We start from the raw sequence: 25,263 nt of genomic DNA, 5'->3' as shown, positions 1-25,263 counted from the left end.
AGTGACCAGTGAACGGTGAACAGGTCACAGGTCACGGGTCACAGGGTGCTGCTCCCTGGAACCCAACCCCGCACCAATCCACCGTTCACCGTTCACCGTTCACCTACCCCACCCTGCCGTCAGAAGTCGATCTTCAACCCCGTCTGCACCCGGCGCCCGTAGAACTCGTCCTGCGCCAGGCGGCCGCGGGTGCCCTGGAAGTAACGCAGCGGGCGGTTGTTGAGGTTGTTGGCTTCGACGAAGAACCGTGCCTTCGGGGTCAGGGCAAAGGTGGCGTTCGCGTCGATGTCGGTGCGCCGGTCCGCCCAGCGGTCGAAGAAGGCGTCCTCGTTGTAGCCCCCCTCGCCGGCGTCGAGCGCTTCGCTCTGGTAGTTGAGCGCGACGCGGAAGGCGAGTCGCGTGCCATCGTAGGAGAGGGAGGCGTTCGCGCTGTGCTTCGCCGTGCCGAGGAGCGGCAGCTTCTCGTTCTCGCGCCCGGCGATGTCGAGCCCTTCCACCTTCGAATCGGTGTAGGTGTAGTTCAGGTAGACGCCCAGACCCTTCAGGACGCCGGGGAGGAAGTCCAGCTGCCGCTGCACGGCGACTTCCACGCCGGTGAGGCGCGCCTTGGCGCCGTTCCGCGGCCGCGAAATCTGCGCGAAGGTCCGCCCGGTGACGGCATCCACTTCGTTGAACGCGGTGAAGTTGTAGATGAAGTCGTCGATCTGCTTGTGGAAGACGCCGCCGGAAACGAGACCGACCGAGGCGAAATAGCGTTCCGCGGTCAAGTCGAGGTTCATCGCACGCGTCGGCTTCAAGTCCGGATTGCCGGTCGACAGCTCGTCGTCATCGAGCGACACGGAGCGGTACGGCACGAGGTCATAGTAGTTCGGCCGAGCCAGCGAGTTCGTCCACGCGGCCCGCACGACGGTGCTCGGCGCGGCCTGCCAGCGCAGGTTCACGCTGGGGAGGACATCGGTATAGGACTGGCCGCCCACGGTGGGGGAGATGGTCTCGTCGTCCACGTTGAACTCGAAGCCGCGGTAATCCACCTTGGTGCGCTCGACGCGCGCGCCGCCGATCAGCGAGACGGCCGCGCCGAGGCGCTGCTCGACCTGGGCATAGCCGGCGGTGATCGTCTCGGTCGCCGTGAAGTTGCCGGCCGCGTACTCTGCCGGCTGGTCCGAGAGCGTGAACTGCGCCGCGTTGAAGAGGTCGAGGGCGGCCAGCTGGGCGGGCGTCGTGAAGACGCCGTACTGATAATTGCCGGCGTAGTTCCGATCGGTCGTGAAGTCGGCGTTGCCCTTGAGCGTCAAGTTGGCAAAGGCGCTGCCGGTGACCGGTGCCGCGAAATCGTAGCTGTTGTCGCGGAGCTTCTCCTTGTCGCGGTAGCGCGCGCCCACCTTCAGCGTGGTGCCCCGATCGCCATCCGCCAGCGGAAGCCGGAGGTCCAGGCGCCCGTTGCGATCGCGGTCCTCGGTGAAGCTCTCCAGCTGCTCGATCCGGCGGAAGGTGTAGCGGTCCGGGGTCACCAGCGCGGCGTTGACCGGCGCGAACTGGGGCGTCTGCTCATCCGAATAGTCGGCGGTGTAGGCGATGTTCCGCACGCGCCAGTCGATGTAGCGCTCGTCCGGGCGAGTCTCGGAGGCCTTCGCCGTCGACGCCGACCAGCTGACCTGCGCCCGGCGGCCGATCAGATGCTCGCCAGAGAGCTGATAGCTCTGGGTGCGCTGGTCTTCGAGGCGAGTGGCCTTGAGTCGGTCCTCTGGACCGCCGCCCTTGGTCTGCCGGCGGATTTCGGTGTTCTGCACCCCGCTGGCATTGGGCGCCCCGAAGATGTAGCGTGCCCGGAAGCGGTTCTCCCAGTCATTGCGGTTGTTGTAGATCGCCCGGAACATGACGGTGTTGCCGGCATCGAAGCGGTAGTCCACCGAGCCGGAGACCGACTTGCGAATCCGCTGGATGTCGTAGCGTCGAACGTCGAACTGCGTCGCGTAGGCCGCACCGGCCGCCGTCTTGTCCCAGACCCCTTCCTTGTTGTCCGAGCCGTACTGCTGATCGTAGTACGAGCCGCTGGCGATGACGCCGAGCCGGTCGTTCAGGAAGCGCGTGCCGATGATCGCCGAGCCGAGCAGGACCGGCTCGTTGCGGATCCAGTTGTAGCCGGAGCCGAGCGTGGTCGAGAGCCGGAAGCCTGTCGGTGCTGCGCGGGTCACGATGTTGACCGACCCGCCGATGGCGTCGGCATCCATCTCCGGCGTGAGCGACTTGTTGACCTCGACTGCCTGCACCATGTCCGCCGGGATCAGGTCGAGCTGCACCTGGCGAACCTCGGCCTCCGCCGACGGGACCCGCTCGCCGTTGACCATGACCGAGTTGAAGCGCGGCTCGGTGCCACGGATCGACCCGAAGCGCGCCTCGCCCTGGTCGATCGCGACGGTGATGCCGGGGATGCGCTTCAGGGCGTCGCCGATGTTGGCATCGGGGAAGCGGCCGATCTGATCGGCGGCGACGACGTTGGTCACGTTCGCGGCGTTCTGCTGCTGATTGAGGGCCGAGGCCTGGCCGCTACGCGTGGCAGTCACCACGAGGGTACCGAGGTCGGTCGTGACCGACCGGAGCCGGAAAGTCGTGCTGACCGTGCGCCCCGCCTCGACGGTGACGGTGGCCCGGGCCACGGCGTAACCGATGTAGCGGGTGACGATCTCCTGCCGTCCGGTGGGGAGGCCAGTGAGGAGGAATCGCCCAGTGCGGTCCGTGAGCGCCTCGCGCGTGGTGCCCTCGACACGGACGACCACGCCGGTGAGCGCGATGCCCGAGGCGTCATCCACCACGGTGCCGGCGACGGCGCCCTGCGCCAGCGCAGCCGCGGGGAGGAGCAGGGAGAGGGCGGCCCAACGGAGGGCGCGGGACAGACCGACAAACGGCATGAGTCGAATCCTGAGGCGAGGGTGGTCAGGGTGTGCGGAATGCAACGGGCAGATGATCTCTCCCGCCTGTCACGAGTCACGGTACGGCGTGTCGCATTTCGGTCACGACCACCTGCTCTTTCTGTGAAACGTTCGTGACATGTGGCCGCGAGATTCGTCGCCGATCAATTCTCCTCCCTTCCGCGCGAGGTCGCGTCGTGTCCTTCTCGTCGTCCGTTTCGGCGTTGCTGGTGCTCCTCCTTCTCTCGGCGTGCGACCGTCCGGCCGCGCCGCCTGCCACCGACGTGACAGAGCGTGCACCAGTCGCCGCGGACGTGCGCGAGGCATGGCAGACCGTCCGCGACACGCTGATGGACATCGATTCCCCGGCGATCTGGCACGGACCGAATGGCGAAGCGTGGCTGCTGGTGTCGGCCAAGGCGGGCGACCTGATTCGCGTCCACGAGGCGGCCACCGGGAAGTGGCTGCGGGATGTCGGGACGACGGGGCGGGGGCCGGCGCAGTTCGAGCGACCGAACGGCCTCGCGGTCTCGGGGGACTTGCTGTGGGTGGTGGAGCGCGATGGCAGGCGCGTGCAGGTGCTGCAGCTTCCGGCATTCACGCCGCTCGGGAGTTACGGCGAGGATGACCTGGTGAAGCCCTACGGTGTCACGATTGCGGACCAGGGTGCGGGGCGGTACCGCACCTGGATCACCGACAGCTATGAACTGGTGGCGGACTCGGTGCCGCCGGACAGTGCGCTGGGGCGTCGGGTGCGGGAGTATCAGGTGATGGTCGAAGGCGGGCGCGCCACGGCCAAGCTGTTGCGCACCTTTGGGGATACGACTGGCGCCGGCGTCTTGCGCGTGGTCGAGTCGATCATGGCCGACCCGGCCAATGATCAGCTGCTGATCGCGGAGGAACTGGAGGGGGCGTCACAATTGAAGCGCTATACGCTCACCGGCCGCTTCACCGGCGACACCGTGCCGCAGCGCTTCTTTCCGAACCAGGCGGAAGGGATCGTCCTCTATGCCTGCGGCGACACTGCCGGCTATTGGGTCGCGACCGACCAGGGGAAGGTCATCAACACCTATCACCTCTTCGATCGGAAGACGCTGGCCCATGTCGGTGCCTTCGGGTCGCCCACCATCAAGAACACCGATGGCATCGCGCTGACGCAGCGTGCCCTCCCGGGGTTCCCGGCGGGCGCGCTCTTCGCGGTGCACGACGATGGCGGCGTCGCGGCGATCTCGTGGGAGGCGATCGCGAAGGCGACGGGCGTGCGGGGTGACTGTACGGCGAAGTAAGAAGCGGTGAGGGGTGAGGGGAAGTTGTCATCCTGAGCGGAGCACCCCGCAGGGGTGCGCAGTCGAAGGACCTCTTCCCGATGCGCTCGGAGAGAGGTCCTTCGACTTCGCCCGCTTCGCGGGCTTCGCTCAGGATGACACAATCGGCCCCGTTCACCGTTCCCCACTGCGCTACGCCGGCGTCGGCGTCATCCCTGGCGACCGCCGCGTCGGACCCCGCCGCAGCAATCGGCCAATGCCGTGATGCGCCCCGAGGTCGGTCAGCAACTCCCGCTCCAAGGTGCGGGCGTCATGCAGCTGCGCGGTGAGGGCGCCAGTCGGCACGGTGGCATCGTCGAGCCGCAGCAACTGCAGGCGCAGCTGCTCGAGCGCCGTCAGCGCGGCCGTGATGCGTCCACCGACCTTGGCCCGCATTGCCGCCTCAGCCGGCGAGTCGTGACTCGGATCGCCGAAGTGGCTCGCGATGGTGCGCAACGACGCCACCCGGCGGCGGAGGTCCCGCGCCACCGTCGGCAGCTCGGCTGCATCGTGGCGCGCGCCGGCCGGCAAAGCGCGCCACAGCTCTTCGATGGCGAGGTCCAGTACCAGCTCGGTGGGGCGGTGCAGCGTCTCGGCGGCGGCGATCCGCTTGCCGAGGCCCACGCGCGTCAGGCCGAACCAGAGCGCGCCGAGTGGGGAGTTCCAAAACGCGCGGCGAATTCCCTCGCGCGTCCCGGGCCGGAGGAATGGGCGGGTCGGGGTTAAGACCGACAGCCCAAGGCTCGTCCAGAATCCGACGAAGGCCCACCTCGCCACTTCACGATAGAAGTCCTGGATCAGCCAGTCATACCGCCAGTCCGGTTCCATGCGGACCATGACGGCCATGGCGAGATAGGCGACCAGGGAGACCACGACGGCGTCCGAGGTGAGCCGGCCCACCAGTGGGATGGGGGTCCGCGACGATTCCGGATCGGCACGACGGAGGGTCAGTCGAAGATCCTCAATGCCGAAGCCTGATCTTGCAAGGCGTCGGATCTGGTGGGCGGCCATCGCGACGTGGATCGCTGCTGCCACCACTAGGCCCGGCACCGCGAAGATGAAGAGGTAGGCCATCCAGAGGGCGATCCTGTCGGTGTAACTCCCGGCTCCACCCGCCATTCCCCCAAACATGGCGGTAATCGTCGCGGCGAATGCGTAGAACGTCCGTACCTGCTTCCAATGCCCGCGCCAGCGCTCCAATGGCGCTGCGAGAGGCACTGCCACCTGATGCCCCTCCCACGAACCGATCCACGCCTCCACCGTCGTGGGACGCTCCACTGGAGCCTTGGCGAGCGCCCCCTCGATCGCCGCGACGATCCTCCGCGGCACCGCAGGCGCCGCGGACGCGAGCGATGGCACCGGGGCCGTCACCTGCTCGAGCAGCACAGCCGCGCTGTCGTCACCATGGTAGGGGAGCCGTCCAGCGAAGGTGGCCCACGCCACGGTGGCGAGTGCGTAGAGATCGCTTGCGCGCGACGCTGATTCTCCCTGAATGACTTCTGGCGCCAGGTATGCCGGCGTGCCGAGCAGGGGACCGTCGCCGTCGCCATCGACGAGGGCGGCGATGCCGAAGTCCACCAGCACGGCGCGGCCGGTGCTCCGTTCGAGCAGGATGTTGTCGAGGGTGACGTCACGGTGCAGCACGCCAGTGGCATGCGCATGCCCAAGCGCCCACGCGACCTCACGGATGACGCGTTCCCCCTCCGCGACCGACAGCGGCCCGGTGCGGTGCAGTCGCTGCGCAAGCGACTCGCCATCGATGTAGCCCATGACCAGGTAGGGCCGCCCTGCTGCCTCGGCGACCGCATAGGTCGGGGCGATGTGCGGGTGGGACAATGCCGCGCTGGTGATCGCCTCGCGTTCGAACCGGGCCCGCATCGTTGGGTCGGCGGCATGGTCGGCGGCGAGTACCTTGATCGCCACGGGCCGGTCGAGCGACACATCGCGCGCCAGATAGACCGTCGCCATCCCGCCACGCCCGAGTTCGCGCTCCAGGGACCATTGTCCCGCGAGTGCGTCCTGCAGCGCGAGAAACTCGTCGTCGGGCGAAGCGGCGGTGTTCATGCGGCGGCGCGCTCGGGCGGTGGTGTCGGCGTTGGCGTGCCTGGACTAGTGGTGCGCTTCGGCCGATGCAACAAGCGGCGAACCTCGGCGTGCCCGGCGACGTCGCGGTGGAGCGACGCCTCGATGGCCCGCGCGGCCTCGAGTTGCTGCGTGAGTGCGCCGGTCTGCTGCCGGTCCGCGAGCAGCCGGAGCAGTTGCAGCCGCACGCGCTCCAGCGTGGCGATCGTCTCGCGATGGCGCACCTCAAGGCCGAGACGCGTCTCGACGATTGCCGCGCGATCGACATCGGAGACCCCATCGCTCGCCTCGCTCTCCTGCAGCGACGTAATCAGCCCGCGCAACTCGGTCGCGCCCCGCTCCAGCGTGTGGGCGAGTGCCGGGACGTCACCGAGGTCGGCGCGCAGGGCATCCGGTATGGCACGCCACAGATCGTCCACGGCCAAGCCCAGGACCATTTCGGTGGGGCGGTGCAGCGTCGAGGCATTCGCGGCCAGGGTACGCTGCCCTCGTCCGGCGAGCGCGGCGAAACGCTGGGCCACCGACGTGCCCCAGAATCGGTCGAGCAGCCGTCTGGCCTTTCCCTGTGCCGAGATCCGGAAACCGGGGGACACGAAGCCGACCCCGACGCCGATCATCGTGAAGAGGTAGAGCGTCGGCATGAAGCCGGTGAGGCCGAGTACCCACATGCGCACCGCCTCTGAAGTGAATGTCAGGAGGCTGATGTTCGGCTCGATGACCAGGAGGTCGATCAGGATCGTAGCGGCAAAGACGACGGTCAGGTCGAGAATCACCCGGCTTGCGAGGGGCCGCATTCCCTCCCGCTCCTGCAGGATGCGCTCTGCAGCGCGCCAGTGCGGGAGCGCCGCCTGGACATCGGCCAGGGTGAATCCTTCGCCGCGGAGACGTCGCCACTGCGCGAACTCGAACATCAGGTGGGTGGCGAGCGGGATCGCCGAGAGGGACAACGCCGTGCTGACCATCATCGCCACGAGAACGCGCTGATCCACCGTGCGGTAAAACGCATAGGCCAGGAGGGACGAGGGCAAGGCGAGGAGTGGGGTCGCGATCGAATAGATCGGCGCGATCCGCTCCCACCGGGTGAACCACCCCCGGAGTGGCGCGGCGATCGCGATCGGCTCCGGCGCCCGCTCAAGTGCCCCCAGGAACGCCGTGGCACTCGCCGGGCGAGCATCGGGGTCCTTCGCCAGGCATTGCATGATGCCACCCACCAGCCGCGGCGACGCCCCCTGCGCGAGCGGCGCCAGCGCTGGTGCCGGCTGCATCAGGTGCTTCGCGAGCACCGCCGAAGCATCCCCCGCGAAGGGGAGCTTGCCGGTGAGCGCGGCCCAGCCCACGACGCCGAGGGCATAGAGATCACTCGCCGGCGTGGCCGCATCACCGCGGATCAGTTCGGGGGCGAGGTACCCCGGCGTGCCGAAGACCGGTCCCGCGTCGATGGTATCACTGCGTTGCGCGAGTCCGAAGTCGCTGAGCAGCGCGCGCCCCGTGTGCCGCTCAATGAGGATGTTGTCGAGGGTGAGATCTCGGTGCACCACGCCGTGGGCGTGGGCGTGGTCGAGCGCCCAGGCGATCTCCCGGAGGACGCGCGCGGCGTCGTCGGTGGGCAGTGGCCCGCGACTCCGGAGCCTGGCCCCGAGCGTCTCGCCGTCGATCATCGCCATCACCAGCAGCGGCGCCGCGTCCGATTCCTCCACGGCATAGATCGGCACGATGTGCGGATGGGCCAGCGCCGCGGCGGTGCGAGCCTCGCGCAGGAAGCGGGCACACGCCTCGGGGTCGGCGGCCAGTGCGGGATGCAGCGCCTTGATCGCGACCGGCCGCTCAAGGCGGAGGTCGCGCGCCAGATAGACGGTCCCCATCCCGCCGCGGCCGAGTTCACGCTCGAGTGAATAGCGGCCGAGCAGCGCCTGCTGCAGCGCGATGAACTCGGCCCGCGCCGTCACGCCGGCGTTGCCTTTGGCGTCAGGCTCCTGTTCGGCGCCCGCCCCTGTCGCAGCAGCCGCTTCACCTCGGCGTGCGCCCCGAGCTCGAGCAACAGCTCCTGCTCCAGCGCGCGCGCATCGTGCAGCTTCGCCGTGAGTTCTCCACTCATCGCCGCAGCGCCGCCGACCCGACCCAGCACCATCCGGAGCCGCTCCAGCGCGATCACCGCTCGCTCCTGTCGCGTGGCCAATCGTGCGTCGAGCGCGTCGGCCTCGGCGGAGCGCCGCACCCGCGGGCCCTGCAGCGCGGCGCGCAGTTCGCGCGCCTCGGCGACGCGGTTGCTGAGTGCCCGCGCAATCTTCGGCAGGTCGGCGGTGCCTTCACGCGCGCTCGGGGGCAGTGCCTGCCACATCTCCTCGATGGCCAGGTCGAGCACCAGTTCGGTGGGGCGGTGCAGCGTGCGGTCGGTCCCCTCGGACTTGCCGAGGCCGAACGAGGCCAGCTTCAACATCCCCGCGCCGAGGGCGGAACCCCAGAAACCGTCGCGGAGGCGTGCCCAGAGACCATTCGGCGTGAAGTGGAACGCGGGCACCAGGAAATTGAAGCCGAGGCCGGAGAAGAAGGTCAGTAGGCAGTACTGGCTGATGGAGGCGGCGAGTTCCATCACGTCCCCGAAGCGCGACCAGTCGCTGCCGGTCGGCGAGTAGGGCAACAGGAAGGGCACCAGGCCCATGGCAAGGAGGAGCCAGGTGAGGCCGGTCAGCCACGCCACGTCGTTGACCACCCGCCCAAGCAGCGACGGTGTGCGTCGCCCCACGCGTTGCGCCGCCTGACGCGCCCGTGCGAGCGCCTGCACCAGGTCACCGTGGTGAAAGCCGGCACTCGCGAGACGGCGCAGCAGGCTCATCTCGATGCCGAGGTGCACGATGCCGATGACGGCGAAGGTCATCGCGGCAAAGAAGCCGGCGGACAGCAGACTGCCGTACCGACCATAGAAGGGCAAGCTGTTGAAGTTGGTCATGGCGCCGATGCTCAGCATCGCGGTGACCGACATGCCGAGGGCGTAGAACGGGCGCACCATTTCCCATCGCGTGACCCAGCGGCGAAGCGGATCCGCGAGCGCCACCCGTTCGCCATCGCCCGCCACCAAGGCGAGCCAGGCCTCGGCACCATCGGGGCGCTCGTCGGGGTCCTTTGCCAGCGCGGCCTCGAGCGCGCGTGCCAAGCGCGAGGAGGTGCCCGGCGCGGCCCGCAAGAGCGGCGGGACCGGTTCCGTCAGGTGCTTGAGGAGGAGTGCCGGGGTGTCGTCCGCCATGAACGGGGTGTGCCCAGCGAGCATGGTCCAGCCGGTGACGCCGAGCGCGTAGAGGTCGCTGGCGGCGGTGGCCTGCGCGCCCTGGATCACCTCGGGGGCGATGTACGATGGCGTCCCGAGCAACGGCTCCTCGCCGTCGCGATCGACCGCGGCGGCGATACCGAAATCGGCCAGCACGGCCCGGCCTGTCTGCCGTTCGAGGAGGATGTTCTCGATGGTGACGTCGCGATGGACGATCCCCATCGCGTGGGCGTAGGAGAGCGCCCATGCCACTTCGCGGAGGATGCGTTCGGCGTCCTCGCCCCGCAGCGGGCCTTCGCGACGCAGCCGATCACCGACGCTCTCGCCGTCAATCAGCCCCATCACAAAGAAGACCAGATCGTCCTGGGCCTCCACGGCATAGATCGGAACGATGTGCGGATGCGAGAGCCGGGCGCCGGTGCGGGCCTCGCGGAGGAAGCGCTCGCGCTGCTCGGGGTCGGCGGCGAGGGCGGGGTGGAGCACCTTCAGCGCCACGGGCCGATCGAGCGCGACGTCGCGAGCGAGGTAGACGGTACCCATCCCGCCGCGACCGAGTTCACGCTCGATGGACCAGGTGCCAGCCAGCGACTCCTGCAAACGCTCGAAGAGCTGCGCCTCGTCGGCGGGTGCCGTCACGCAGCCTTCGGGGTGGGCGTCGGCGTGGAGCTCCCGTCGGCGCGGCGCACCGGGCGGCCGAGCAACACACGCACCTCGTTGTGGGCCGCGAGATCGACCAGCAGCGACTGCTCCAGTTCGCGCGCGCCTGCAAGGTGCGCGGTCAACTCCTGGCTCTGCTCCTTCGAGGCCACCAACCGGAGCAGCTGCAGTCGCAGACGCTCGAGCGTGGCGACGGCCTCGCGGTGGCGCAGCTCGACCGCCTCGCGCGACGTCGTCAACCGGCGTTGCTCCAGTTCGTCGTGGTCGGTCTCGCGCTCGCTCTCGCGGAGGCGGTCGGCGATGTCGCGCAGCTCGCCGGCACTCGCTTGCAGCATGTGCGCCAGCGCCGGCACGTCACCGAGCCCCTCGCGCAGCGCCGCGGGGATCGCGTGCCAGAGATCGTCGACGGCGAGGCCGAGGACGAGCTCGGTGTTGCGATGGAGCGTCGAGGCGGCCGCGAGGCGCTGCGGCTGGCCCAGTGAGGCGAGCGTCGTCACGGCCGCGGCGAAGCGCGACTGCCAGAAGCGCTCGACCAGCCGACGGAAGCGACCATTCGGCGCGATCCGGAAGCCCGGCGAGGCGAAGCCGATGCCGACCCCGGTGAGCGTCGCGAGATAGAGCGTGCTCGACAGGGTGAGGATCGTGGACTTCACGTAGATCGCCTCGGCACTCCAGCTGTACCACGATTCGATGTTGGGATAGATGAAGCCGAAGACGATCGCGAGCACGACGGCGCCGACGACCGTCAGGTCGAAGACGACGCGCCCGGGAAGCGGCGGGATGCCCTCCTTGCGCCGCTCGCGCTCGAGGGCGTCGCGCCAATGGGGGTAGGCCGCGCGAATGTCCGCAATGCCGAAGCCGACGCGGTGCAGGGCACGGAGCGCCCACGCCTCGAAGCCGAGGTGCGCCAGCAGCGGGATGGCCGTGATGCTCAGCACCGACGAGACCCCGGCCGCAACGAGCAGCGCGCGCGATTCGAACCGCTGGGCTCCCCAGAACAACAGCCACGTCTGCAGCGCGAGGATCGGCGTCGCCAGCGAGTAGATCGGCCGGAAGCGTTCCCAGCGTGTGAACCAATGCCGAAGCGCCGGCGCGATCGCGACCGGTTCCGGCGCGCGCTCCAACAGGCCCAGCAGCGTCGCCGCATCGGCAGGTCGCGCGTCGGCGTCCTTCGCGAGGCACTGCTCGACGGCCGCGACGAGTCGGCGCGACGCACCGCGCGCGAGTGGTGCCAACGCGGGCGCGGGTTGCACCAGGTGCTTCGCGAGCACGGCCGCTGCCGTCTCCGCTTCGAATGGCGCTCGCCCCGCCAGCGCATGCCAGGTCACCACGCCGAGGGCATAGAGATCGCTCGCGGGGGTGGCCGGCTCGCCGCGAATCACCTCGGGGGCGAGATAGCCTGGGGTGCCGAAGCGTGGTTGTGCCTCGATCGCCTCGAGCGCCGTCGCGAGGCCGAAGTCGCCGAGCAACACGCGCCCGGAGTCGCGCTCGATGAGGACGTTCTCCAGGGTCAGATCGCGGTGCACCACCCCTTGGGCGTGGGCGTAGCCAAGCGCCCAGGCGACCTCGCGCAGCAACCGCTCCCCTTCGTCTGGTGGCAGCGCGCCGCGGCGGCGCACCCGTGACCCCAGCGTCTCCCCGTCGACCAGGGCCATGACCAGGAAGGGGCGAGCCCCCTCCGCCTCGACGGCGTAGATCGGCACGATGTGCGGGTGCGCCAGACGGGCCGCCGTGCGGGCTTCGTGCAGGAAGCGGGAGCGCGCGGCAGGATCGGCCGCGAGGTCCGTGTGGAGAAACTTGATGGCGACCGGACGGTCCAGTTTCACGTCACGCGCCAGATAGACCGTCCCCATCCCGCCCCTCCCGAGTTCGCGCTCGAGGGAGTAGCGGCCCAGGACGGATTCCTGCAGGGCGATGAATTCGGGGGAGAGGGCCATGACGCCGCCTGCTTGAGCAAGAATCGTGCGGTCGCTGGCTGACAAAACGGCGGCCCCCACCAGCAGGTCGGTGGGGGCCGCCGCTCACGTTTCAGGATGCGTCAGGGCTTCTTGGTTGCCGTCCAGGTCACCCGGCCGAGCACGGAGTCGTGCTTCTCGGCCAGCATCGTCACCCCGGTGCCAACGAGGGCCCCGCTGGCATCGAGCCGACCAACAGACACCCACATGACCTTGGCCTTTCCCATCATCGGGGCCACATGGGGCTCAGAGGTCACGATCATGCTGTCGCCCGCAAGGACGGTCGTGTACTTGACGTCCTTCTGCCCCGGCTCGGCAAAGACCCCGGTGCTGTCGCTGGTCGTGGTGGCAGTCCACGTACTGACCACCGAGTCGGTCCCGGCCAGCTTGGAGGTGCCGTTCCAGCTGCCGGTCACCTGGGCGACCGTCAATGCCGGCGGTGGCGCCGGCGCGGCGGGCGGGGTCGAATCGCCTGGAGCGGGGGCCTTCTCGCCACCAGCGCAAGCGGCGAGGAGGATGGTGCAGAGCAGGGGAAGACGCATGGTGGTGGGCTCTCCGGTCCGAGGGTGGCGACAGGCTGCAGAACGGGCAAACGGCGCCACCTTGAGGATGCAGTCCGGTACCGGAACCAGCAAGCCGCCAACTACCCCGGAAGCGCCACCGTGCACGTCGTGAGGAAGCCGCCGCGGACGTTGTAGACCGTCGTGACCGAGAGGCGCTTCGCCTTGAGCACTCGCTGCAGGTCCTCCGCGAAGCGCGCGGTGGCGTGCTCCTGGAAGATCCCCACGTTGCGATAGCTCATCATGTAGTACTTGAGGCTCTTGAGCTCGATGCAGGCCTCGCTCGGGACGTACTCGAGCGTGAGCCTCGCGATATCAGGCAGTCCGCTGAAGGGGCAGACCGCCGAGAACTCGTCCGTGGTGGTCACGATCTGCTGATCGGGCCCCTGATACGGAAAGGTCTCGAGGACGGCCACGTCGATGGCCTCGGGTCCGGTGAATGAAATGGTGCGGCCTTCGGCGGTCGCCATGCAGTGCTCCAGAAAGAAGTGTCCAGCCGGAAATCTAGTCGGCGTCCCCGTCGGCCTCGGCGCGACGCGGATCGGGGCGGCCGACGAGCCGGGCACTCTGCATCGCCTCGAAGCCGAAGCGTGCCCGTACGGCATCCACCGCGCGCGAGACGTCGCGCGCCTTGCCCCGCGCTTCCGGCTCGAAGAGGTCGGGCGCCTCGGCCTGGCCGAGCGCGGTCGCGGCGATGCCCAGGAGCCGGACCGCTTGTCGCTTGCCACGGGCGGCAGCGAGTGCCGGCGCGAGCAACCGGCGCGCCGCCGCCATCAACTCGGCATCGAGCGCGGTCGGCGACGTGAGCGTCGTGCGTCGCGTGACGGTCGTGAAATCGGAATGCCGCAACTTGAGCACGACGGCACCCGCCTGCAGCGCTTCGTCGCGGAGCTGGCCCGCGACGCGTGCCGTCAGCAGGTGAAGCATGCGGTCGAGGGCCGCGGCATCGGTGACATCGCGCGGAAAGGTGGTTTCGCGTGACACCGATTTTGGTGGGCCCGAGGCGCGCACGATGCTGCCCCCCGCGCCGTCGGCGCGTCGCTTGAGCGCGATCGCCTCCTCGCGGCCGAGCAGCGCGCCGAGCTCGTCGAGTGGCATCTCCTGCACCTGGGCGACGTCGTTGAGCCCACGCGCGGCCAGACGGTCCGCGGTCTTGGGGCCGATCCCCGGCAGCGCCTTCAGCGGCAATCCCGCCAGGAAGCCGCGCTCCCAGCCGCTGCGCACTTCGCAGACGCCGCGCGGTTTGGCGTAGTCGGAGGCGAGCTTCGCCAGCATGCGATTCGGGCCGATGCCGATCGAGCAATCGAGATCCGCGCTGCGACGCACATCGTGGCGGATCTGCGTCGCCACCTCGAGCAGCGAGACCGGGTGCAGCAGATCGGTGCCGCTGAAGTCGAGGTAGCCCTCGTCCATGCCGGTCATCACCACCAGCGGCGCGTGCCGCTCGAGCACGGTGCGCACCGCACGCGACGCCTCCTTGTACCAGGCGAACTCCCCCTTCACGAACGTCGCGCCCGGGCAACGCCGTGCCGCCTCGGCGATCGGCATTCCGCTCCGCACCCCGAAGGCGCGCGCCCCGTACGAGGCCGACTGCACCACGCCGCGCGATTGCCGCCGACCGCCGACGATCAGCAGGTCGACGCCCTCGAGGGCGGGGTCGTGGCGGCGGCAGACCTCGACGAAGAAGGCGTCGAGATCGCAATGCAGGATCCGGGTGGACATCCCCTAGATTCTAGCCGTCCCGCACGATTGGAGTCGTGATGAAGATCGGATTTGCCGGCCTGGGAGCGATTGGCACCCCGATGGCCGACCGCTGCGCCGCCCGCGAGGGGCTCGCCGTCTGGAATCGGACCGCGACCAAGGCGGAGGCGTTCGCCACCGACCACCCCGGCGTGTCCGTGGCCCGAACTCCCCGCGAGGTGGCGGCCGGGATGGATGCAGTGATCACCTGTCTTCCCACGTCGGGCGACGTGGCCGCCCTGCTTGAGGGCTCCGATGGCCTCCTCGCCGGCCTGGCGGCGGGGTCCATCCTGGTCGATTGCACCTCCGGCGACCCGGCCACCTCGCGTGAGATCGCGGCCCGTTTGGCCGAGGTCGGCGTCGCCTTCGTCGATGCGCCGGTCAGCGGCGGCCCGCCACTCGCGGCGAAGGGCGCGTTGACGATCATGTGCGGCGGCAGCGCGGAGGACGTGGCCCGTGCCGAGGAGGTGGTTGCCCCGTTCGCCGGAAAGGTGGTCCACCTCGGCCCGGTGGGCGCCGGGCACGCGATGAAGGCAGTCAACAACGCATTGCTCGCCGTGCACATTCTTGCGCTCGGCGAAGGGATGGTCACGCTGGCCAAGGCGGGGATTGATCCGCGCGCGGCAATCGACGTGCTCAATGCATCGAGCGGCCGGTCGTTGGCGAGCGAGGTCCTCATTCCCGAGCGAGTGCTCACCGGGCTCTACCCGCAGCTCTTCCGCCTGGCGCTGCTGGAGAAGGACATCGGCATCGCGGAGGCGCTGGCGCGCGAGCTGGGCGTGGCGGCTCCGGTGCTCGCGTCCGTGCGCGAGGAGTACCGCGGTCTGCGGGCCTCGCTTGGCGAGCAGGCCGACTATCTCGATCCGATCCGTGCGGCCGAAGCGGCGGCCGGCGTGCTGCTTCGCGGATGACCGACCAGCTGCAGGGCGAGCCGCCGGTGTTGATCCTGGTCGCGATCCAGGATCTGGTGAACCTCGCGTCGTGCATCCGCATCGCGAAGAACTTCGGCGTGATGGATGTGCGGCTGGTGCAGCCCGAGTGCCCGATCGATCACTATCGCATCGAAGGCGTCGCGCACAACACGGCGGACCTCCTTGAGAGGATGACGATCCACGATTCCCTCGACGAGGCCTTCGCCGACCTGACCCACGTTGTGGCACTGACGGGTCGGGAGCGGACCGCCAAGCGGACCACGCTCCGCCCGCGCGAGGCGGCGGCAGAGCTGGTGGAGCGCTCTCGCGTCGGACGGGTGGGGATCCTCGCCGGCCGGGAAGCGCATGGGCTGCAGAACGAGGAGCTCGACCGCTGCGCCCAGCTGGTGACGATCTCAGCCAACCCCGACTACTCCTCGCTCAACCTGGCGCAGGCATGGGCCGTGATGGCGCACGAGCTGTGGGTGGCCCGCGGCGGAGACAGCATTCCGCTCAAGGCCCCCCGGCATGCCGCTGGCCCGGCCACCCATGAGCAGCTCGAAGCGCTCTTTCAGGACTGGGAAGGGGCGCTGACGGCGATCCAGTTCTTCAAGAAGCGCGATCCGGAGCTGGTCATGCGAGGCTTCCGGGAAGTCATCTTCCGGGCGGACCCCGACGGCCGAGAGGCGACCCTCCTCCGAGCGATCGGCCTCGAGGTCGGCCACTATATGCGCCGTGCCGGGCTCCTGCCCCCCCGGCCACGCGACAGTGCCGCCGGAACCCCGGTGGAACCGGCGGGTACCGCCGTCGATCCTCCTCCATCGGTTGACGGGCCGTAGTTGAACGGAGGGGGGTCCTCCGCTAACTTTGCGCCCGGCAGAAGGGGTCGTCGTTCGACCCCTTCCTATTGCAGGACCTCGATCGTGAAATCTTTCACAAAGTCGGATCCTCTTCGGCGGTCAGCGACTATGCGCAAGCGGTTCTTCCGTGGACTTGGTGCGGCAGTGGCGGTGATGGGCGCGATGGCGCTTCTCACGCCGCTCGGCGCCCAAAAGGCGGCCCCCCCCACCATCGCGGCCCTCACCGACTCGTCGGCGTTCAAGGGGCCGAAGCAGCCGATCCTCTTCCGGCACGATGTGCACGCGGGGATGCTGAAGATGCAGTGCCAGTACTGCCACTACTCGGCCAACGTTTCGTCCGAGCCTGGCATTCCGAGCATGCAGACCTGCATGGGCTGCCACATCGCCGTGAGCGGGAAGACCAAGGAGAACAAGGTCGAGATCCAGAAGCTCAAGGACGCCTGGAGCAAGAAACTCCCGGTGGAGTGGACGCGCGTGCACGAGCTCGCCCGCCACGTTCACTTCCCGCATCAGCGCCATATCAAGGCGCTCGGGGCGAACGCCTGCGCCACCTGCCACGGCAACGTCGCGCGCATGCCGCAGGTCTACAAGGTCAACAACGTGAACAACATGGGCTTCTGCATCAGCTGTCACATCGAGCGGAAGGTTTCGCGCGACTGCACCGTGTGCCACTACTAGTATGACGACGCGACTGCCTGACCAGGGAGCGGCGATGGCCGACGAACAGGGAACCACCGGGGTCGACCGGCGACAGTTCCTCAAGGTGCTTGGCGTCACTGGCGCGGGAACGGCGGCCCTCTCGGGCTGCTCGACCGACCGAGTGGCGAAGCTGGTCCCCTATCTCGTCCAGTCGGAGCAGCAGGTGCCCGGCGTGGCGACGTGGTATGCCAGCACGTGCACCGAGTGCGCGACGGGTTGCGGCCTGCACGTGAAGACGCGCGAGGCACGGCCCATCAAGCTCGAGGGAAATCCGGAGCATCCCGTCAACGCGGGGACGCTCTGCAGCCGTGGCCAGGCCGGGTTGCAGGCCCTCTACAATCCCGATCGTCTCGGCGCCCCCATGGCGCGGAATGCCGCCGGCGGCTTCGACGAGATCACCTGGGACGACGCCATCGCCCGCCTCGCCGCCAAGGTCGCCGCGGCACCGGGGAAGGTCGCCGTCCTCAACGGTTACGGTCCGTCCACATTCACCGGCCTGGTGCGCGACTGGGTCGCCGCCATCGGCGGTCAGGTGGTGCAGTGGGAGCCGTTCGCGCGTGAGGCGGAACGGAAGGCGAATGAGCTGAGCTTTGGTCGCACCGACCTCCCGAGCTACCAGTTCGGCGCCGCGAAGCACATCCTCTCGTTCGGCGCGGACTTCCTCGAGACCTGGGGTCCGGTGGTCGAGCAGCAGCGGGGCTTCGCCACCTCGCACGGCATGCATGACGGCACGATGTCGAAGCATGTCTTTGTCGGCCCGCGGATGTCGCTGACCGGCGCCAATGCCGACGAGTACGTGCAGGTCGCTCCGGGGCAGGAGACCCTGGTCGCCCTCGGCATCGCGCATCTCGTCGCCGAGAAGCGTGGCCATCCGCAGGCTGGTTCGCTGTCGAGCTACACCCCCGCCATGGTGGCCAAGGAGACGGGGGTCAGCGAAGCGCAGCTGACCGCCATCGCCGATGCCTTCGCGGCGGCCCAGCCGTCGCTCGCGGTCGCCGGCGGCATCGCCGCGCAGCACCGCGGCGCGATTGACCTCTGTGCCGCCGTCAACACGCTGAACCTGGTCGCGGGCAACCTCGGCAAGACGGTGGTCTTCGGCGCCGAGCCGGCGACGAACGATGGCTACGCCGGCGTGACTGGTCTCTTTGACGCGATCGACAAGGGGCAGGTCGGCGTGCTGCTGGTGCACGAGGCCAACCCGCTGTACGCGCTGCCGAAGAGCGGCAAGTTCACCGAGCGTTTCGCCAAGGCGGGCTTCAAGGTCTCGACCGCGCAGGTGCTCGACGAGACGGCGGCGGCGTGTGACCTGATCATTCCGAACCTGCACGCGCTGGAGCGGTGGGATGACCTCCGGCCGCGCGCCGGCGTCACCGGGCTGCTGCAGCCGGTCACCGAGCCGGTGTTCGCCGCGAAGCACACCGGCGACGTCCTGCTCGCCGTGGCGAAGAAGGTCGCCGGCCCGATGGCTGCCTTCACCGCGCCGAACTTCGAGACCTACCTGAAGAGCGCCTGGGCGCCGACGCTGGTGGGCGATGCCGACGACGCCTGGCGCACCGCGCTCGGCAATGGTGGCGTCTACGCGGCGGCCCCGGCGACGGCGCAGCCGACGACGCTCGGCACTGGTGCGCCTGCCTGGAAGGCGCCGACGTTCGACGGGGACGGCGCCTACACGCTGCTCCCGTACGCCTCGTCGATGTACTACGACGGCCGTGGCGCCAACAAGCCGTGGCTGCTCGAGAATCCTGATCCGATGACCAAGATCACCTGGCAGAGCTGGGTCGAGGTCCACCCCGACACCGCCAAGGCGATCGACGTCCGCGAGGGCGAGATCCTCGAGCTGACGTCGCCGCACGGCAGCGTGCGCGCGCAGGTGTATGTCTTCCCGGGCGTCCACCCGAACGTGCTCGCTATGCCGCTCGGCCTCGGGCACACCGAGTATGGCCGGTACGCCAAGGGTCGCGGCGCCAATCCGCTCGACCTCCTCGGTGCGGCCGACGGCCAGGGCTTCCTCCCGTACGTCGCCACCAAGGTCTCGGTGAAGACCACCGGCGATTACCGGAAGGTCTCCAAGACGGAAGGCAATCCGCGGCAGTTGGGCCGTGGCATCATCGAAGCGATGCCGCTCGCCTATGCCGCCAAGGGGATGACACCGAAGGAGGCGTACAGCGCCGCCGGTCATGCCGAGCACGAGGTCAACACGCCGAAGGAGACCGAGGCGATCGACGGCTGGTATGAGGCACAGAAGGAGCGCTGGAAGCTCGGCAACTACGCCGACGATGCCACCCCGAAGTGGGGGATGGCTGTCGACCTGTCGCGCTGCACCGGCTGCTCGGCCTGCGTCACGGCGTGTTACGCCGAGAACAACATTCCGACCGTTGGCGAAGAGCAGATCTTCAAGGGCCGCGAGATGAGCTGGATGCGCATCGAACGGTACTGGGAAGGTGGCACCGACGGCGAGAAGCTCGAGGCGCGCTTCGCCCCGGTCATGTGCCAGCACTGCGACAACGCGCCGTGCGAGCCGGTCTGCCCGGTCTACGCGGCGTACCACACGCCGGACGGCCTCAACGGCCAGGTCTACAACCGCTGCGTCGGGACGCGCTACTGCAGCAACAACTGCCCGTTCAAGGTCCGCTACTTCAACTGGCTCAAGTACAACGAGACCGCCTGGCCGGCGCCGCTCAACCTCCAGCTCAATCCCGAGGTGACGACGCGTGCCCGTGGCGTGATGGAGAAGTGCACCTTCTGCGTCCAGCGCATCCGCGACAAGCAGAACATCGCGAAGCTCGAGGATCGCACCGTCCGCGATGGCGAGATCCTGCCGGCCTGCGTGCAGGGCTGCCCGTCCGGCGCGCTCACCTTCGGCAACGTGAAGGATCCGGAGGCAGCGGTGGTCAAGGCAAAGCGCGATCCGCGTGGCTACACCATGCTCGAGGAGACCAATGTGCGGCCCGTCGTGACGTACCTGGCCAAGGTGCTCCATCAGGAGCCCGTCGCCCATGCACCGGCCGCCGCCGGGGAGGGCCACTGAGATGGCCGTGATCGCGCACGATCCGTCCCTGCCGACCCAGACCCACGGTGAAGTCACCCGTGACGTCCTGGCGACCATCACGTCGAAGCCGACCAAGGGCTACTACATCCTGCTCGGCACCATGGCGTTCCTCACCGCGGTGCTTCTCGGCACGGTGACGCTGTTGTTGAAGGAGGGCCTCGGCCTCGCCGGCTACGCCCCGCCGATCATGTGGTCGGTGTACATCACGACCTTCGTCTTCTGGGTCGGTATCGGCCACGCCGGCACGCTGATCTCGGCGATTCTCTTCCTCTTCCGCTCGCCGTGGCGTACCGCGGTGTACCGGGCGACGGAAGCGATGACGGTGTTCGCCGTCATGACGGCCGCGCTCTTCCCGATCATCCACATCGGCCGGCAGTGGATCTTCTACTGGCTGATCCCGTACCCGAACGCGCGCTACCTCTGGCCGAACTTCAAGTCGCCGCTGCTCTGGGACGTCTTCGCGATCTCGACCTACCTCACGGTGTCGTCGACCTTCCTCATGGTCGGCCTCGTGCCGGACATCGCGGCGGTCCGTGACCACGTCAGCGGCTGGCGGAAGAAGCTCTACGGTGCGCTCGCGCTCGGCTGGACCGGCGCGGACTCGCAGTGGCGCCACTACAGCCGCGCCTACCTGTACCTGGCCGCCCTCGCGACGCCGCTGGTGCTCTCGGTGCACTCGGTCGTTTCGTGGGACTTCGCCGTCTCGATCGTGCCGGGCTGGCACGGGACGATCTTCGCCCCGTACTTCGTTGCCGGCGCGATCTATTCCGGCATCGGCATGGTGCTGACGCTGATGATCCCGCTCCGCAAGGTGCTCAAGGTCGAGCACATGATCACCGACTACCACTTCGACAACCTCTCGAAGCTGACGCTGTTCACTGGCACGATCCTCTTCTACGCCTACGCGATGGAGTACTTCGTCGCCTGGTACTCGGGGAGCACCTTCGAGCAGGTGACCTTCTGGCGGCGCGCGTTCGGCCCGGCCTGGTGGGCCGGCTGGACGATGATCATCTGCAACGCCTTCGTCTCGCAGCTGCTCTGGTTCAAGAAGATCCGGACCAACCTGACGTCGCTCTTCATCATCTCGATCTTCATCAACCTCGGGATGTGGTTCGAGCGCTACGTCATCGTCACGTCGTCGCTGTCGAATGACTACGTCCCGTACGCCTGGGGCCAGATGAACCCGACGTGGGCGGACTGGCTCGTCCTGCTCGGCTCCTTCGGCTGGTTCGGCCTCTGGTTCACGCTGTTCTACAAGAACTTCCCCATCGTGGCGATCCAGGAGATCAAGGAAATGATCCCGATGCCCCGCCGGAAGGCGTCCAGCCACGGGGGGGCGCACTGATGGCCGCCTCCGTGTCGGGCGTGCTGGCCCACTTCGCCCATGTCGATGCCGCCGCGGACGCGATCCGCGAGCTCAAGGCGACGGGGCACAAGGACCTCACGGTCTACTGTGCCGCGCACAACCACGAGCTCGAGGCCGCCGTCGGCGACCCGATCTCGCCGGTGCGCCTCTGGACGCTCTTCGCCGGCCTGACCGGCTGCGCCGCCGGCTTCTCGCTGGCGATCTGGATGTCGAGCGACTGGCCGCTCCTCGTCGGCGGCAAGCCGATCACGGCGATCCCGTCGTTCGTCGTCATCGGCTTCGAGCTGACGATTCTCTTCGGTTCGTTGGCCACCGTCCTCGGCGTGATCATCCTCTCCGCGATGAAGTCGCTCAAGGGCCGGCCGTATCATCCCAAGTTCAGCGACGACCACATCGGCGTCTTCGTTCCGTGCCGAGCCGATCAGGCCGCGGCGGTCGAGCAGCTCCTGACGGGGCATGGCTCCGTGGAGGTCACCCGTGATGCGTAAGGTCCTCCTCGCCGCCGTCCTCCTGGGGACGGGTGGTTGCAACTGGTGGTACAACGAGGTGCCGTCGCCGGACCAGCTGATGCACAAGGTCCCCTGGTTCGACCACATGATCCTCTCGAAGGGCGTGCATCCGTATCAGCGGACCGACATCCCGCGGAACGTCCCGGCCGGGATCGTTCCCGTTGGCGGCGGTGAGCGCGACTGGCGCGTTGGCGATCCGTCGGCGGCGTTCCCGCAGTACGGCTTCGACACCGTGGTGGCCAACCGTCAGGTCCGTCCGACCACGCCGCCCCAGCCGGGCGCGCGGAGCGGCCAGGAGCTGTACGAGGTCTACTGCTCCACCTGTCACGGTCAGACTGGCGTCGGTGACGGCCCCGTCGGCCCGTATGTCGCGGCGTTTTCGCTGCTGACGCCGGTCGCGCGCGGTTGGTCCGACGGCTACCTCTACAGCATCGTTCGGTATGGCCGGGCCGGCATGCCGCAGTACGGCGACAAGATCATCCGCCGCGATGAGCGCTGGGCCGTGGTCGATTACGTGCGTTCGCTGCAGGCGGCCTCGCCGCTGCCGGCCGCCCCTGCCGGAGGGACCAAGTAATGGCCGCCGATCTGATGGCGATCCGCGACCGGTTGGTCGAGAAGAGCCTGACCGCTGACTACAAGAATTTCACGATGATCGGCGGCGGCCTCGCCGTCGTCGGTCTCGCGCTCTTCGTGATGGCGTTGATGGGCGAAGGGTCGCACCGCGCCTGGCAGACGTTCCACGTGAACTGGGTCTTCTGGACCGGCCTCACCGGCGGCTCGATCGCCATCACGGCGGTGCACAAGATCGCCAATGCCAAGTGGTCGGGTGTCATCATCCGCCTCTCGCAGGCGATGTCGGCGATGATCCCCGTGTCGCTCATCGGCGCCGTCCTCGTGCTGACGCTGGGCTACCACGACATCTACGGCCACATGGCCGAGGAGCTCGGCGGGCTGTCGCACGGCAAGGCGCTCTGGCTGTCGCGGCCGTGGATGGCCGTGCGCCTCGTTGGCGGCCTCGCGCTGCTCTACTGGATCGGCATCCGCCTCATCCGCACCGACATCCTCGCCGACCTGGCGTTGATGAAGGGGAAGGCGGGGGCGCGGCAGGCCAAGTACGACGCGATGTTGCAGGGGTACGACGAGGCGAAGAACCACACCAGCACCTACAAGCTGGCGCCGATCTATGCCGCGGCCTACGCCATGGTCTTCACCATGGTCGCCTTCGACGCCATCATGGCCCTGCAGCCGCACTGGTTCTCGAACCTGCTCGGCGGCTGGTACTTCATGGGATCGTTCCTCGGCGGCCACATGCTGCTGGCGCTCCTCATGCTGCACTCGCGCAAGGCCGTCGGCCTCGACGAGTTCATCTCGGCCAAGCAGCGCCACGACCTCGGCAAGCTCTGCTTTGGCTTCACGGTGTTCTGGACCTACCTGATGTGGGCCCAGTTCCTGGTGATCTGGTACGGCAACCTTCCGGAAGAAACCGGCTTCGTCTTCGCGCGCCTCTGGGGACCGTGGCGCCCGGTCGGCACCGCCGTCTTCCTGGGGATGTTCGTGATTCCGTTCACGGGCCTTCTCGGCGTTGGCCCCAAGAAGATGCCGCTGACGATGGGCCTCTTCGCCACGATCTCGCTCTGCGCCCTCTGGCTCGAGCGCTACCTGATGGTGATGCCCTCGGTCACGCTCGAGGCCGGCCCGGTCTTCGGCCTCCCCGAAGTCGGTCCGATCCTCCTCTTCCTCGGCCTCTTCTTCCTCTGCTACGGCTGGTTCGCCAAGACGTATCCGATGGTGAGTCCGCGGCTGGCGATGATCACGTTGGAGAAGGAGCAGGGGCACTAGAGGGTCGTAAGTCATAGGTCGTAAGTCGTAAGTCCAAGAAGGAAGAAGGCCGGCATCTCAATGGGATGCCGGCCTTCTTCGTTGTCCCTACGACCTACGACCTACGACTTACGACTTACGACTTACTCCAGCCTCAACTTCGCCGTCAACGCATCGACCGAGTCCTTTGGCAGTGCGGCGGAGATGGTCACCAACCGGAGCGTGCGGATCGTCGACTCGCCACTGGTGACGTAGTCCGGCTTGGTCCGGAGGGCGACCGAGGAGGAGAGCCCGGAGGCTTCCACGGCCGCGTGCACCGGCTCCACGCGATCCTCGGGGCCTTCGATGACCCAGACGGCGCGCCCGTCGGGCAGCCGCTGCTTCACGAAGAACGTCGGCCGGATACCGACCCCGTTCCGCTGCAGCCGGACGCCGGTCACCGGGAGGCCGTCGAGGCGCGCGAGGGAGCCACCGGCAGCGGTCAGCGCCTCGTCCCAGCTGATCGCTTCCCAGCTGATGGCGGGGTCCACGTCGGCCACCGGGGCCAGCGCGACCATGCCCCGGCCGGCGGCGGCCGGACGGACCATCTGCGGCCGCAGGGTGGCCTCGACGGCAAGTCGCTCGCTCCGCGAACGGTTGGCGGTGCCCTGCAGCGCCGCGTTCTCCAGGAAGGAGGCGTGCATCGCCGGCGCCACGAAGGCCATCGTCGAGAGGCGCGGTGTCGGGAGGGCGAGGGTCGCGGGTTGATTCGCGAGCCAGCCACCGAGCATCAACACGCCTACCGCCGCCGCGATACCGGACTGCCGGCGCCGCGAGGTATGCTGGACCATCGGCAGCGCCCGACGGTGGCCCAGAGGGGCAGCGAAGGCGAGGATGGCGGTGGCGCGGTCACGCGTCGCCACAGCCTCGGAGTACGCTGCACGGCAGATCAGGCATCCAAGCAGATGTTCCGCGATCTCGGCTGACTGCACCTTGGAGAGGGCACCGTCCAGCCAGGCGTGGAACTCCTCCTCAGGCACGTGCGGACGAGCGCACCTGCTCATCGGATTCCTCCAGCATGTCGTGGGCAGCCACCAGACGCTTGCGGGCGCGGGCGAGGGTCGTGCCCACGGCGCCGACCGCCAGCCCAGTCTGTTCCGCAATTTCAGGATAGGACAATCCGGCATCCCACAGCAACAGGACCTCGCGATCTCGCGGCGAGAGCGTGGCCAGGGCGCGCTGCACCTCGGCCTGCTGCGCCTCCGAATCCATTCGCTCCTCGACTTCCTTGCCCACCGAGGGCGAGGCGATCGGTTCGTGCGTCAGCAGGACCAGGTGCTTCCGGCGGCGAATCGCCGAGCGAGCCTCGTCGCGCGCAATATTGGCGGCAACGGCGAAGACCCAGGAACGCGGCTTTTCGGGCTGGTGGTGCAGGGCGCGCATGAAGACTTCCTGCGCAAGATCCTCGGCACGATCGGCATCCCACACCTTGCGGTACAGGAAGCGGACAACGGAGTCATAGGTGGTGCGGTAGAGACCTTCAAGATCGAATGCCATTGGTCCTCCAGGGGGCGAGAGACGCCACATAGAAGACGCACGCCAC

At 68.4% G+C, this 25,263-nt stretch carries 19 protein-coding genes; 9 read left to right on the top strand and 10 right to left on the bottom strand.

What is annotated here, in order from left to right:
- Positions 1–119 precede the first annotated feature (119 nt).
- A complete protein-coding gene (locus IPG05_03920) occupies positions 120–2,909 on the bottom strand; it encodes a TonB-dependent receptor (GenBank protein MBK6494239.1) in 2,790 nt (929 codons plus the stop codon).
- Positions 2,910–3,106: 197 nt separating this feature from the next.
- Between IPG05_03920 and IPG05_03915 the strand changes: the two genes are divergently transcribed.
- A complete protein-coding gene (locus tag IPG05_03915; GenBank protein ID MBK6494238.1) occupies positions 3,107–4,195 on the top strand; it encodes a phytase in 1,089 nt (362 codons plus the stop codon).
- Between the two features lie 171 nt (positions 4,196–4,366).
- On the opposite strand, the gene IPG05_03910 is transcribed toward IPG05_03915, so the two are convergent.
- From IPG05_03910 to dinB, 7 genes are all read right to left on the bottom strand, one after another.
- Complete coding sequence (locus IPG05_03910) at positions 4,367–6,277, bottom strand: serine/threonine protein kinase (GenBank protein ID MBK6494237.1); 1,911 nt, start codon at positions 6,275–6,277, stop codon at positions 4,367–4,369.
- Complete coding sequence (locus IPG05_03905) at positions 6,274–8,241, bottom strand: serine/threonine protein kinase (GenBank protein ID MBK6494236.1); 1,968 nt, start codon at positions 8,239–8,241, stop codon at positions 6,274–6,276. The genes IPG05_03910 and IPG05_03905 overlap by 4 nt, the downstream gene beginning before the upstream one ends.
- Positions 8,238–10,193 (bottom strand): serine/threonine protein kinase, encoded by a 1,956-nt coding sequence (locus IPG05_03900; GenBank protein MBK6494235.1) that lies wholly within the window; start codon positions 10,191–10,193, stop codon positions 8,238–8,240. The genes IPG05_03905 and IPG05_03900 overlap by 4 nt, the downstream gene beginning before the upstream one ends.
- A complete protein-coding gene (locus IPG05_03895) occupies positions 10,190–12,151 on the bottom strand; it encodes a serine/threonine protein kinase (GenBank protein MBK6494234.1) in 1,962 nt (653 codons plus the stop codon). Before IPG05_03895 ends, IPG05_03900 begins: the two co-directional genes overlap by 4 nt.
- Positions 12,152–12,252: 101 nt before the next feature.
- The gene (locus tag IPG05_03890; protein MBK6494233.1) at positions 12,253–12,711 is read right to left on the bottom strand and encodes a hypothetical protein; all 459 of its coding nucleotides are present in this window, start codon (positions 12,709–12,711) and stop codon (positions 12,253–12,255) included.
- 101 nt (positions 12,712–12,812) lie between these two features.
- Positions 12,813–13,199, bottom strand: coding sequence for an NADPH-dependent 7-cyano-7-deazaguanine reductase QueF (gene queF, locus IPG05_03885; GenBank protein MBK6494232.1), 387 nt, complete (start codon positions 13,197–13,199; stop codon positions 12,813–12,815).
- A gap of 34 nt (positions 13,200–13,233) precedes the next feature.
- The gene (gene dinB, locus IPG05_03880; GenBank protein MBK6494231.1) at positions 13,234–14,451 is read right to left on the bottom strand and encodes a DNA polymerase IV; all 1,218 of its coding nucleotides are present in this window, start codon (positions 14,449–14,451) and stop codon (positions 13,234–13,236) included.
- Between the two features lie 38 nt (positions 14,452–14,489).
- On the opposite strand from dinB, the gene IPG05_03875 reads away from it, so the two are divergent.
- The 8 genes from IPG05_03875 (at position 14,490) to IPG05_03840 (ending at position 23,702) form a co-directional block, all read left to right on the top strand.
- Positions 14,490–15,380, top strand: a complete 891-nt coding sequence (locus tag IPG05_03875) for an NAD(P)-dependent oxidoreductase (protein ID MBK6494230.1) — start codon at positions 14,490–14,492, stop codon at positions 15,378–15,380.
- Positions 15,377–16,219, top strand: a complete 843-nt coding sequence (locus tag IPG05_03870; protein ID MBK6494229.1) for a tRNA (cytosine(32)/uridine(32)-2'-O)-methyltransferase TrmJ — start codon at positions 15,377–15,379, stop codon at positions 16,217–16,219. The genes IPG05_03875 and IPG05_03870 overlap by 4 nt, the downstream gene beginning before the upstream one ends.
- Before the next feature lie 129 nt (positions 16,220–16,348).
- Positions 16,349–16,918, top strand: a complete 570-nt coding sequence (locus tag IPG05_03865) for a cytochrome c3 family protein (protein ID MBK6494228.1) — start codon at positions 16,349–16,351, stop codon at positions 16,916–16,918.
- A 1-nt stretch (position 16,919) separates the two neighbouring features.
- The gene (locus tag IPG05_03860) at positions 16,920–19,967 is read left to right on the top strand and encodes a 4Fe-4S dicluster domain-containing protein (protein ID MBK6494227.1); all 3,048 of its coding nucleotides are present in this window, start codon (positions 16,920–16,922) and stop codon (positions 19,965–19,967) included.
- Position 19,968: 1 nt separating this feature from the next.
- Complete coding sequence (nrfD, locus tag IPG05_03855; protein MBK6494226.1) at positions 19,969–21,333, top strand: polysulfide reductase NrfD; 1,365 nt, start codon at positions 19,969–19,971, stop codon at positions 21,331–21,333.
- Complete coding sequence (locus IPG05_03850; GenBank protein MBK6494225.1) at positions 21,333–21,842, top strand: DUF3341 domain-containing protein; 510 nt, start codon at positions 21,333–21,335, stop codon at positions 21,840–21,842. The genes nrfD and IPG05_03850 overlap by 1 nt, the downstream gene beginning before the upstream one ends.
- Positions 21,832–22,437 carry a cytochrome c gene (locus IPG05_03845; GenBank protein MBK6494224.1) on the top strand — a complete coding sequence of 202 codons (606 nt, stop codon included), beginning with the start codon at positions 21,832–21,834 and terminating at the stop codon, positions 22,435–22,437. The genes IPG05_03850 and IPG05_03845 overlap by 11 nt, the downstream gene beginning before the upstream one ends.
- Positions 22,437–23,702, top strand: coding sequence for a hypothetical protein (locus tag IPG05_03840; GenBank protein ID MBK6494223.1), 1,266 nt, complete (start codon positions 22,437–22,439; stop codon positions 23,700–23,702). The genes IPG05_03845 and IPG05_03840 overlap by 1 nt, the downstream gene beginning before the upstream one ends.
- A gap of 122 nt (positions 23,703–23,824) precedes the next feature.
- Here the strand turns inward: IPG05_03840 and IPG05_03835 are convergent, their stop codons facing one another.
- Together IPG05_03835 and IPG05_03830 are read right to left on the bottom strand one after the other, a co-directional pair.
- Positions 23,825–24,724, bottom strand: a complete 900-nt coding sequence (locus IPG05_03835; GenBank protein MBK6494222.1) for a hypothetical protein — start codon at positions 24,722–24,724, stop codon at positions 23,825–23,827.
- The gene (locus IPG05_03830; protein ID MBK6494221.1) at positions 24,693–25,217 is read right to left on the bottom strand and encodes a sigma-70 family RNA polymerase sigma factor; all 525 of its coding nucleotides are present in this window, start codon (positions 25,215–25,217) and stop codon (positions 24,693–24,695) included. The genes IPG05_03835 and IPG05_03830 overlap by 32 nt, the downstream gene beginning before the upstream one ends.
- Between the last annotated feature and the right edge of the window lie 46 nt (positions 25,218–25,263).

The organism is Gemmatimonadota bacterium (genome assembly GCA_016704275.1).
In the GTDB taxonomy this organism is placed as follows: domain Bacteria; phylum Gemmatimonadota; class Gemmatimonadetes; order Gemmatimonadales; family GWC2-71-9; genus Palsa-1233.
Note: the sequence above shows the minus strand (reverse complement) of the source record. Positions and strands in the feature narration are given on the sequence as shown.